The 11,887-nt window shown below is 68.7% G+C and carries 7 protein-coding genes; 4 read left to right on the top strand and 3 right to left on the bottom strand.

Annotated elements, in window-relative coordinates; genetic code table 11:
• Positions 1–834, bottom strand: an 834-nt coding sequence (locus tag M4D77_RS07300) for a thioesterase family protein (protein ID WP_259935889.1), incomplete at its 3' end; no start/stop codon positions are given.
• A gap of 67 nt (positions 835–901) precedes the next feature.
• Positions 902–1,786 carry a RecB family exonuclease gene (locus tag M4D77_RS07295; RefSeq protein ID WP_159370770.1) on the bottom strand — a complete coding sequence of 295 codons (885 nt, stop codon included), beginning with the start codon at positions 1,784–1,786 and terminating at the stop codon, positions 902–904.
• A 203-nt stretch (positions 1,787–1,989) separates the two neighbouring features.
• On the opposite strand from M4D77_RS07295, the gene M4D77_RS07290 reads away from it, so the two are divergent.
• From M4D77_RS07290 to M4D77_RS07280, 3 genes are all read left to right on the top strand, one after another.
• The gene (locus M4D77_RS07290) at positions 1,990–2,820 is read left to right on the top strand and encodes a tRNA (adenine-N1)-methyltransferase (RefSeq protein ID WP_065632207.1); all 831 of its coding nucleotides are present in this window, start codon (positions 1,990–1,992) and stop codon (positions 2,818–2,820) included.
• A gap of 201 nt (positions 2,821–3,021) precedes the next feature.
• Positions 3,022–4,839 carry a proteasome ATPase gene (gene arc, locus M4D77_RS07285; RefSeq protein WP_058250428.1) on the top strand — a complete coding sequence of 606 codons (1,818 nt, stop codon included), beginning with the start codon at positions 3,022–3,024 and terminating at the stop codon, positions 4,837–4,839.
• 117 nt (positions 4,840–4,956) lie between these two features.
• Complete coding sequence (locus tag M4D77_RS07280) at positions 4,957–7,491, top strand: FHA domain-containing protein (RefSeq protein WP_259935892.1); 2,535 nt, start codon at positions 4,957–4,959, stop codon at positions 7,489–7,491.
• A gap of 84 nt (positions 7,492–7,575) precedes the next feature.
• Here M4D77_RS07280 and glgP read toward each other — a convergent pair whose 3' ends face one another.
• On the bottom strand, positions 7,576–10,170 hold the full coding sequence (gene glgP, locus M4D77_RS07275) for an alpha-glucan family phosphorylase (protein WP_259935888.1): 2,595 nt from the start codon (positions 10,168–10,170) through the stop codon (positions 7,576–7,578).
• A gap of 67 nt (positions 10,171–10,237) precedes the next feature.
• Between glgP and dop the strand changes: the two genes are divergently transcribed.
• Positions 10,238–11,737 carry a depupylase/deamidase Dop gene (gene dop / locus M4D77_RS07270; protein ID WP_058250430.1) on the top strand — a complete coding sequence of 500 codons (1,500 nt, stop codon included), beginning with the start codon at positions 10,238–10,240 and terminating at the stop codon, positions 11,735–11,737.
• Positions 11,738–11,887: the final 150 nt, after the last annotated feature.

Here is an 11,887-nt window from a genome sequence, read left to right as displayed (position 1 = left end):
GCTGAGCATCACCGTCTGGGCCGACCGGCCGATGTGGCCGGAGGCGTCGTAGAGGTCGGCGAAGGTGCTGCCGAACCCGTCCGGACCGGCGATCATGTGGGCGTCGATGCCGACCCACGGTCCGCTCGGGACGCGCGTCAGGTGCACGGTGGTGTCGGTGTTCATCCACGTCCACCGATTCGGGCGGAGTCGGGTGCCCAACCCGTTGGCGACGTCGATGACGGTGAACACCGACTCCAGGTCCTCGGTCTTCTCGCCGGCGACGAGCGGGATCGCCGGCCGCAGCCACACCGCGGGAGTCGAGCCGTTGCGCCCCTCGGCCCGGACCGACTCGATGGTGCCGATGAACCCGAGGGTGCCCCAGTCGACCGCCTCGCCGTTGTCGTCGGAGAAGCCGATCACCGCCTTCGACTCGTCCGGTCCGGGCGTCAGGGGATCGGGACCGTTCGCGATCTCGGCGGTGTCGGCGACGCGGAGCCGCCACCCCACCGAGCGGGCGGCGGCACGGAACGTTCCGTCGGTCTGCTGCACCTGCAGTTCGGTCTCGACGAGGCTGATCTGGCGGCCCGGCCGCACGACCCGGGCGGCGACCCGGTTGACGCCCAGCCCGACCGGGCCGAGGATCTCGGTGGTCACACGCGTGAAGTGCTGAGCCGGGTCGGGCTGGCACCGCAGCAACGACCGCATCAGCAGGGCCGACGGGGGACCACCGTGCTGCATCGTCGGCGACCACACGCTCAGCGTCGCCTCGGTCGGGCGGAAGTACTCGAAGTCGCCCTCGTCACGGGCAGCATCCGACGGGGCATCGATGGGTTCGTAGTACGAGTTCTCCACCCGAGTCACTCTATGACTGCCAACATAATGGGTCGGGGCGGGGGCGTCCCGCGGACGTCGGGACTGCTCAGGCCGCGAAACCCGCCGGGGGACCGGGGTACGGCGGGATGACGCCCCCGAACTCCGGACACCGGGCGCGGTGCTCACAGAACTTGCACGACCACGACTTCTTGGGCCGGAAGTCGCCCGAGGCGACGGCGGTGCGGATCGCCTGCCAGATCGCGCGCAGGGTGCGCTCGAAGCGGAGCAGCTCGTCACGGTCCGGGCGGTAGATCAGCTGTTGCCCGTCGGAGAGGTACATCAGCTGCAACCGGGCGGGAACGACTCCGCGGGTGCGCAGGATCGCGAGCGCGTAGAACTTCATCTGGAACAACGCCTTGGCTTCGTACGCCTCACCCGGCGACCGCCCGGTCTTGTAGTCGACGACGCGTATCTCGCCGGTCGGCGCGACGTCGATGCGGTCGATGAACCCCCGCATGAGCATGTCGTCGGCGTCGATCTCGACGTGTTCCTCCACCGCGTCGGCGTCGAAGGCGGTCGGGTTCTCCATCGTGTAGTAGGTGGCGATGAGCTTGTGCGCATCGGCGAGGAACGCGGCCTGGCCACCTTCGCCGATGACCTTCGCGAGCTCGGGGTCGCCCTCGCACATCGCGGCCCAGGCGCCTTCGACCAGCAACTCGGCCGAGTCCTGCGTGCGGAGCTCGGCCGGGAGGTCGAACAGATTCTCCAGCGCGGCATGGACGACGGTGCCCCTGGTCTGCGCGGTGGTGGGGGTCTCCGGGAAGCGGTCGATCGCACGGTAGCGGTAGAGCAGCGGGCACTGCTTGAAGTCCGCGGCGCGGGACGGCGACAGCGCCAGCGGGCGCCCGACGATCCCTCGCGCATCCGCGTCGGGGCCGTCCGGGGTCCCTGTCGGGGTCGTGCTGGGGGAGGCGTCTCCGACTCCGGTCATCGTGCTCACCCTTCGCAGGGTAGGCGCCGGGCCCGACAGTCCGAGGTCCCGACACTCGGGTCCGCTCGCCGGCCACCCGGGCGGCGCCCTCCCCGCAGTGACACGAGGCAGGACCGGCCCACCTCGTCGGGTAACGTCCACACGGCCCACGAACCCCTGCGCCGAGTCGCGCGGGTTCGGATCGTTCACGAGAGGAAGCACACGTGCCCACCACCGGACCGTTCGTCGTCGGCGACCGGGTTCAGCTGACCGATGCCAAGGGGCGCAAGTTCACGGTGCTGCTCGACGAGGGAAAGCAGTTCCACACCCACCGCGGTGCCATCTCCCATGACGACCTCATCGGTTCGCCCGAGGGCAGCATCGTCTCCGCGACCAGCGGTACCCAATATCTGGCGCTGCGCCCGCTGCTCGTCGACTACGTTCTCTCGATGCCGCGCGGGGCCCAGGTCATCTATCCCAAGGACGCCGCCCAGATCGTGCTCGAGGGCGACATCTTCCCGGGCGCCCGCGTCCTCGAAGCCGGTGCCGGCTCCGGGGCGCTGACGTGTTCGCTGCTGCGCGCGGTCGGTGCCGACGGAGAGGTTGTCTCCTTCGAGATCCGGGATGACCACGCCGAGCACGCGATCCGCAACGTCGAGACCTTCTTCGGGGGACGGCCGGACAACTGGCACCTCACCGTCGACGATCTGGCGAACGTGGATCGGGACGAACGGTTCGATCGCGTCATCCTGGACATGCTCGCGCCCTGGGAACCGCTCGACGTCGTGCGGACCGTGTTGAAACCAGGCGGGGTCTTGACGGTCTACGTGGCGACCGTCACCCAGTTGTCCCGGGTGATGGAGGCCCTGCGCGAGCAGGAGTGCTGGACCGAGCCCCGGGCCTGGGAGACGCTCCTCCGCGAGTGGAGCGCGGTGGGCCTCGCGGTGCGTCCCGAGCACAAAATGCAAGGCCACACGGCTTTTCTGATCACGGCCCGGCGCCTTGCCGACGGCACCACCACACTGCGTCCGCAGCGCCGTCCGAGCAAGGGCTGAGCCCGGTCGCGGAGCAACGGCTCGTCGCCGAGCTGTGCGGTGAAACATCGCGAATACGTTGCGAAGACGCACATTTAACACACCGTCAACACCGGCGATTGCGCGGTGGACGGCGATTCGCCGTCTCGGCCGGTAGCGTAGGGATACGGCGCGAGCATTCCGATCGAGGGATCGGGTGATTGCCGGCGAGAGGAGTCAGCAATGACCGAATCTGACCGCCACGACGCACTGGGGGACCGCGCGGTTCCCGAGGGCGCCAGTGCATCCGACGAGGGCTTCGTCCCCGCCTACACTCCGCCCCCGCCGCGGAGCGGCACCGAGTCGCCGCTGTCGCGGAGCGGCCCGGACTCGTCTGCGCGCGGCGCAGCCGGCCGGCCGGCCGGGGATCTCCAAGAGCGGGTGGACAGCCTCACCGCACGCAACGCGAAGCTGCTCGACACCCTCAAGGAAGCCCGACAGCAACTCGTCGCTCTCCGCGAGGAGGTCGACCGTCTGGGTCAGCCGCCGAGCGGGTACGGCGTCCTGCTGGACGTGCACCCCGACGCCACCGTCGATGTGTTCACCTCGGGCCGCAAGATGCGCCTCACCTGTTCGCCCAACATCGACACCGACCTGCTGACCAAGGGGCAGACCCTGCGTCTGAACGAGGCCCTGACCATCGTCGAGGCCTGTGAGTTCGACACCGTCGGCGAGATCAGCACGCTGCGCGAGGTGCTCGGTGACGGCAAACGCGCCCTGGTCGTCGGTCACGCCGACGAGGAGCGGGTGGTCTGGCTGGCCGAACCGCTGCTGGGCGAGGTCGACGGTGAGGACGGCCTGCGTCGCAAGCTGCGTCCCGGCGACTCACTGCTCATCGACACCAAGGCCGGGTTCGCGTTCGAGCGGGTGCCCAAGGCCGAGGTCGAGGATCTCGTCCTGGAGGAGGTCCCGGATGTCGGTTACGAGGACATCGGTGGCCTGGGCCGCCAGATCGAGCAGATCCGCGACGCCGTCGAACTCCCGTTCCTGCACAAGGACCTGTTCCGCGACTACCAGCTGCGTCCCCCGAAGGGCGTGCTGCTTTACGGTCCGCCCGGCTGTGGCAAGACGCTCATCGCCAAGGCCGTGGCCAACTCCCTGGCGAAGAAGATCGCGCAGGTGCGCGGCGACGACGCCAAGGAGGCGAAGTCGTACTTCCTGAACATCAAGGGCCCCGAGCTGCTCAACAAGTTCGTCGGTGAGACCGAACGGCACATCCGGCTGATCTTCCAGCGGGCGCGCGAGAAGGCTTCGGAGGGCACGCCGGTCATCGTCTTCTTCGACGAGATGGACTCGATCTTCCGCACACGCGGGTCGGGCGTCTCCTCGGACGTGGAGACCACCGTCGTCCCGCAGCTGCTCAGTGAGATCGACGGCGTCGAGGGCCTCGAGAACGTCATCGTGATCGGTGCGTCGAATCGCGAGGACATGATCGACCCCGCGATCCTGCGCCCGGGGCGCCTCGACGTGAAGATCAAGATTGAACGTCCCGACGCCGAGTCGGCGATCGACATCTTCTCCAAGTACCTCACCGAGGAGCTGCCCATCCACGCCGACGACATCGGCGAGTTCGGGGGCGATCGCACGGCCTGTGTCAACGCGATGATCGAGAAGGTCGTCGAGCGGATGTACGCCGAGAGCGAGGACAACCGGTTCCTCGAGGTCACCTACGCCAACGGCGACAAAGAGATCATGTACTTCAAGGACTTCAACTCCGGCGCGATGATCCAGAACGTCGTCGACCGGGCGAAGAAGTACGCGATCAAGTCGCAACTGGACACGGGTGCACCGGGTCTGCGCGTCCAGCATCTCTTCGACTCCATCCTCGACGAGTTCGCGGAGAACGAGGACCTGCCCAACACGACCAACCCCGACGACTGGGCCCGGATCTCGGGCAAGAAGGGCGAGCGGATCGTCTACATCCGCACGCTGGTCACGGGCAAGAGTGCGGGCGCGAGCCGGGCCATCGACACCGAGACGAACACGGGTCAGTACCTGTAGCGACAGTGGTCTCGACCGAGCAGACAGCCGACTCCCACGGGGTCGGCTGTCTGCTCGACAGAACCGCGTGAACAGCGCCGTCAAGCACTAGAGTTGTCGGCGATGAACAGCACATCGATGGCGCGTGGACGAGTGATCGTCGACGGTGGGGCGCCGCATCCACTGGGCGGCGCTCCGCGCATCACCCTGGGGCGTGAGCCCGACAACGACATCGTGATCAACCATCCGATGGTGTCGCGTCGGCATCTCGCCATCGAGTGGCGCGGTACGGCCTGGTGTCTCGTCGACATCGGCAGCACCAACGGCTTCTTCGTCAACGGCCGGCGGATGGCCGAGTTCGTGGTGCCCGGTACGACCCAGGTACGCCTCGGCGACGTGAACACGGGTCCGGTCGTCGACCTCGTGGTCGACGTGCCCGCATCCGGCGGCCGACCGCCCTCGAGTGGTCCCGGGCGCAGCGTGCCGTCCCGGCCGGGTCCGCCGGTCTCGCGTCCGATGCAGTCGGGCTACCCGCCGTCAGGTCCTCGCTCGGCGGGGTTCCCGGGCGCGGGCGTCCCGGCCTCCGGGCAGATGCCCGCCCACGCGCCGGGCGGACGACAGTACCGAGTGGACCCGATGCCGCAGGAAGTCCTGAGCGCGCCGCATCTGCAGGCGCTGCAGCAGAACGTGTCGGCCGTCTACCGCCTGCCCGGCGCGCCGACACCGCCCGAGCGCGAGTCGATCTCGCTCCGCGGAGTCCAGCGGATCGGACGCACGCCCGACAACGACATCGTCGTCAGCGACGTCCTGGCGTCCCGGCACCACGCTCAGGTGTCCAGCCGCGGGGCGGCCCTCGTGATCGAGGACCTCGGCAGCGTCAACGGAACCTTCGTCAACGGCCGGCGGGTGTCGAGCGCGCAACTGACCGACGGCGACGTCGTCACCATCGGAAACAGCGACTTCGTGGTGTCCGGCGGCACGCTGATGCGCGGGCAGGAGAGCGCCGCGGTCGCCGACGGCCTCCACGTCCACGGGGTCAGTCTCGTCGTCGACGGCGGGAAGCGTCTGCTCGCCGACGTGGACTTCAGCGCCAGTCCGGGCACGCTGACCGCGGTGATCGGCCCCTCGGGCGCGGGTAAGTCGACGGTGTCGAAGATCGCGGCCGGACTCAACTCACCGACGAGCGGCCTGGTCACCTTCGAGAGCCGCAACGTCCACGCCGAATACGACGCTCTGCGCACCCGCATCGGTATGGTGCCGCAGAAGGACGTCCTGCACCACAAGCTCACGCTGCGGCAGGCGTTGCGCTACGCCGCGGAACTGCGCCTGCCACCCGACCTCTCGAAGGCCGATCGGGACCGGGTCATCGACGGGGTGCTCAGCGAGCTGCAGCTGACCGAGCACGTCGACACCCGCGTGGAGAAGCTGTCCGGCGGCCAGCAGAAGCGCGCGTCGGTCGCGATGGAGTTGCTGACGGGTCCGTCACTGCTCATCCTCGACGAACCGACCTCCGGTCTCGACCCCGCACTCGACCGCCAGGTGATGGCCACCCTCCGCCGGCTCGCCGACGCCGGGCGTGTGGTCCTCGTGGTCACGCACTCGCTGACCTATCTGTCCATGTGCGACCAGGTGCTGCTGCTGGCGCCCGGCGGCAAGACGTCCTTCTGCGGCCCGCCCGGACAGGTCGAGGGGGAGATGGGCACCTCCGACTGGGCAGAGATCTTCGCGTACGTCGCCGATCAGCCGGACACCGCACACATGCGGTACCTGGACCGGCACCGCCGAGCGCCGAATCCGCCGCCGCCCCAGCGTCCCCCCGGTCCGCCGATACCGGTGCCGCACACGAGCTTCACCCGCCAGTCGTCGACCATCGCCCGACGCCAGGTGCGGCTCATCTTCGCCGACGTCGGCTATCTCGTCTTCCTCGTGCTGCTACCCGTCGTGCTCGGCCTGCTCACCTTGGTGATCCCGGGTTCGAGCGGGTTCGCCCGCCTCGAGGTGATCCCGAACGCGCCGCCACCGAAGGACGGCGCGGAGGCGATTCAGATCCTCGTCGTGCTCGTCGTCGGGGCCGCGTTCATGGGGGCCGCGCTGACCGTGCGCGATCTCGTCGGGGAGCGCGACATCTTCGAACGCGAGCGCGCCGTCGGGTTGCGGCCCGGCGCATACCTTTTCGCCAAGATCGTGGTGTTCTTCGTCGCCGCGGTGCTGCAGACGATCATCATGGTCGGCATCACCTTCGCCGGTCGGGGGCTGCCCGACTTCGGCGGTCCGATCCTCCCGCCGCCGCTGGCGTTGCTCGTCGCGGTGGCCGTCCTCGCCTGCGTGAGCACGCTCGTCGGTCTCGCGATCTCGTCGGCGGTCAAATCCAACGAGCAGGTCATGCCGCCGCTGGTCATCGTCGTGATGGTCCAGTTGGTGTTCTGCGGCGGCCTGTTCAAACTCGACGGCATCGGGCTCGAACAGCTGTCGTGGATCTTCCCGTCGTTCTGGGGGTATGTCGCCGCGGCCGGCAGCGTGGACCTCTACAACATCAATGTGGCCGCCCCGCAGCGCATCACGCTGTGGGAGACATCGGTCGCGCACACCGCACTCGCCTACGGGGTGCTCGCGGTGATCAGCGCGCTGCTGCTCGCCTTCACCTATTCGCGGCTGCGATTGAAGAAGCGCTGACGAGGCTCATAGCCGGCTTCCCCCGCTGGTTGAGCCGGCCTGGCCAGTTGGGGGTCGCCAACTCATCTCGGAAGTCCGGCCGCCTCAACCGGTCGTCGCCGGAAAGCGTACGAACCCGAGTTCGGACTCCGACGACAACTGCGGATGGCGGGGCAGGACCCGGACGGTGTAGCCGAGATGACCGGAGGTCGACGGCGGCACCAGTGCGGTGAACACCACTCGGCCAGACGCATCGCGGTCGGGACCGGGGGTCATGTCGGTGAACGTCGGTGCCAGGATCTCGCCGTCGTCGCCGACCCGGCCGAGTACGACCTGCACCGCGACCGACTCGGGCGCGAGGTCTCCCAATGCCACATGGGCGGTGATCCAGAGTCCGTCCTCGCGACGCTCGTCCTCCACACCGGCCACCAGAACCGACGACCATCCGGTCTCCAGTGTGCGCCGATAGACGGCGAGGTCGCGTGCGCCCGCGTAGGAGTCGGCGCATGCGGACTCGTAGGCGCGGGCGGCCGGGCAGTAGAGGTCGGTCGTGTAGTCGCGGACCATGCGCGAGGCGAGTACCTGCGGGCCGAGCCGAGTGAGGGTGTGGCGCATCATCTCCACCCACCGGCGGGGTACACCGTCGTCCGCCCGGCGATAGAAGAGGGGGATCACCGTCTCCTCGAGGAGCGTGTACAGCGCCTGCGCCTCCAGATCGTCGCGACGATGTTCGTCGGTGATCCCCTCCGCGGACGGGATCGCCCACCCGTTGTCGCCGTCGGCCATCTCGTCCCACCAGCCGTCCAGGATCGACAGATTGAGTCCGCCGTTGAGCGCCGATTTCATCCCCGAGGTCCCGCAGGCCTCCATGGGACGGACCGGATTGTTCAGCCATACATCGCAACCGGCGTAGATGAAACGCGCCATCGAGATGTCGTAGTCGGGGAGGAACACGATGCGATCGCGCAGTTCCGGATCCTCGGTGAACCGGACGACCTGCTGGATCAGGGACTTGCCTCCCTCGTCGGCCGGGTGGGCCTTGCCCGCGATGACCAGCTGCACCGGCCGATCGGGATCGGTGAGGATGGTGCGCATGCGTTCGGGATCGCGGAGCATCAGCGTCAGGCGCTTGTAGGTCGCCGCTCGCCGTGCGAATCCGATGGTCAGCACGTGCGGGTCGAACAGGTCGGCGGTCCATGCCAGCTCGGCGTGGGTGAAGCCGCGGTCGAGGCCGCTGGCTAGTGCTCGCCGCCGCACCTCGTCGACTAGTTCCTCGCGCAGCTTCTCGTGTGTTCGCCAGATCGTCTCGTCGGACAGGTCCGCGTACACCTCGGGCGCGGAGTCCTCGTCCCCGTCGGCGAAGTCGCGCCACGCCGGGGCCACCCAGGTCGGTCCGTGCACGCCGTTCGTGATCGCGCCGATTGGCACATCGGCCGCGTCGAAACCCGGCCACAGATCGGCGAACATCTCCCGACTCACCGCACCGTGCAGCTGCGACACCCCGTTGCTGCGTTGCCCGAGCCGAAATCCCATGTGCGCCATGTTGAAGACGCCGGGGTCCGCCTCGTCGCCGAGTTCGGCCACCGTCGCCGCGGCCAGCCCGGGCAGCAGGCGGGATTTGCCGTCGGAGTCGGCGTCGAGGTAACGGGCGACGAGGTCGGCGGGGAAACGGTCGATCCCGGCCGGCACCGGGGTGTGGGTGGTGAACACGTTCGAGGCGCGGACCACCGCTTCCGCGGTGTCGAAGTCGAGCCCGCCGGCCACCAACTCGCGGATGCGTTCCACGCCGAGGAAGCCCGCGTGTCCCTCGTTCATGTGGAACACCGTCGGCTCGGGCCGGCCGGTGATCCGGACGTACTCGCGGAGCGCGCGGACACCGCCGATGCCGAGCAGGATCTCCTGTGCGATCCGGTGTTCCTGATCCCCGCCGTAGAGCCGGTCGGTCACCGCGCGCAGGGCGGCGCCTTCGGGCTCGTCATCGTTGCGATCGATGTCGGAGTCGAGGAGCAGCAACGGGATTCGGCCCACCGATGCCACCCACACCTGGGCCGACAGGGTCGCCCCGCCGGGCATCGCGACCTCGACGATCACCGGCTCCGCGCCGTCGCCCGGGGCGAGGAGCGTGAGGGGCAGGTCGGCGGGATCGTTCACGGGATACCGCTCGATCTGCCAGCCGTCGTGATCGAGGCCTTGGCGGAAGTAACCGGAGCGGTACAGCAATCCGACGCCGATCAGCGGCAGCCCGAGGTCGGAGGCCGCCTTGAGGTGGTCACCGGCGAGGATGCCGAGGCCGCCGGAGTAGATCGGCAGGACCTCGGAGACGCCGAACTCCATCGAGAAGTACGCGATTCCCGGGGGCACCACCCGGTCATGCGCCGAACCGTCCTGTCCCGATGACTCGGCCGCATACCTCTGGAACCACTGCGGTGCATCGAGATACTGCTCGAGGTCGGCGTGTGCCTCGGCGACCCGTGCCACGAAACCCTCGTCGTCGGCCAGCTCGACCAGACGGGTGGGGTCGGTGTCGGCGAGAACCCGGACCGGATCGCCGGTTGACGACCACAGGCGCGGGTCGATGGTGGCGAACAGCTCCTGGGTGGGGGTGTGCCAGGCCCAGCGCAGGTTGTGCGACAACGGCGCGAGGTCGGCGATCCGGTCGGGCAGCGGCACTCGAACGGTGAACCGGCGGAATGCTTTCACGGCGTCGACCGTACTCAGCACGTGCGGTGGTTGCGACCGGTGGCAAGTGAACATCTACCCTCGAAGGATGCAGCGAATCATCGGGACCGAGGTCGAGTACGGAATCTCCGCACCCGGCGACCCGACCGCGAACCCGATCATGACGTCCACCCAGGCGGTTCTCGCCTATGCCGCGGCCGCCGGTGTACCGCGCGCGAAGCGGACACGCTGGGACTACGAGGTGGAGTCACCGCTTCGCGACGCCCGAGGTTTCGACCTCGGCCGCGGGGCCGGACCCGCACCGATCATCGACGCCGACGAGATCGGCGCGGCCAACATGATCCTCACCAACGGGGCGCGGCTGTACGTCGACCACGCCCACCCCGAGTACTCCGCACCCGAGGTCACCGACCCGATGGACGCGGTCATCTGGGACAAGGCCGGGGAGCGCGTGATGGAGGCCGCGGCTCGTCACGTGGCGAGCGTCCCGGGCGCTCCGAAACTGCAGCTGTACAAGAACAACATCGACGGCAAGGGCGCCTCCTACGGCACCCACGAGAACTACCTGATGGCGCGGGAGACCCCGTTCACCGCCGTCATCGCCGGGCTCACGACCTTCTTCGCGTCCCGGCAGGTAATCACCGGTTCGGGACGCGTGGGTATCGGCCAGTCCGGCGACGAGGCGGGTTATCAGCTGTCGCAGCGGTCGGACTACATCGAGGTCGAGGTCGGGCTGGAGACCACGCTCAAGCGGGGCATCATCAACACCCGCGACGAGCCGCACGCCGACCCCGAGCGATACCGGCGACTCCACGTCATCATCGGCGACGCCAACCTCGCCGAGACCTCGACCTACCTGAAGGTCGGGACCACCGCGCTCGTCCTCGACCTCATCGAGGCCGGTGTCGACTTCTCCGACATCGAGCTCGCGCGGCCGGTACAGGCCGTACACACCATCAGTCACGACCCGTCGCTGACGGCCACGGTCGCACTCACCGACGGTCGCGAGCTCACCGGCCTCGCTCTGCAGCGCGAGTATCTGGAGCGTTGTCAGAAGTTCCACGACCAGGAGCACTCCGACGACCAGCGCGCCGCACACGTCCTGCAGACGTGGGCGGACGTGCTCGACCGCCTCGAGCGCGACCCGATGGAGTGCGCCGACATCCTCGACTGGCCCGCGAAGCTGCGCATCCTGGAGGGGTTCCGCCAGCGCGAGAACCTGTCCTGGTCGGCACCGCGTCTGCAGCTCATCGACCTGCAGTACTCCGACGTCCGGCTCGACAAGGGGCTGTACAACCGGCTCGTCGCGCGCGGGTCGATGAAGCGTCTGACCGACGAGAACGACGTGCTCGCCGCGATCAGCGAGCCGCCGCGGAACACGCGCGCCTACTTCCGCGGCGAGTGCCTGCGCCGGTTCGGCGCCGACGTCGCGGCGGCGAGCTGGGACTCGGTCATCTTCGATCTCGGCGGGGACTCGCTGGTCCGTATCCCCACCCTCGAACCGCTACGCGGCACCGCGGCGCACGTCGGCAAGCTCCTCGACTCGGTGGACTCGGCCGCCGAACTGGTGGATCAGCTCACCACCTGACAGGCCGCGGCGCCTCGCCGTCTCCGACGGCATGTGCTTCGTTCCGCCACAGTTGTCGTCCCCACAGGTAGTGTGGGAGCACACGATTCCGCAGGGTCGAGACACCGGATCACCGCCGCGACAGCGACACCCGATCCCGACTCCCTCGAC

Origin of the sequence: Gordonia sp. p3-SID1431 (genome assembly GCF_025143765.1) — a bacterium.
Taxonomy (GTDB): Bacteria; Actinomycetota; Actinomycetes; order Mycobacteriales; family Mycobacteriaceae; genus Gordonia; species Gordonia hongkongensis.
This window is presented reverse-complemented; position numbering and strand designations above follow the sequence as displayed.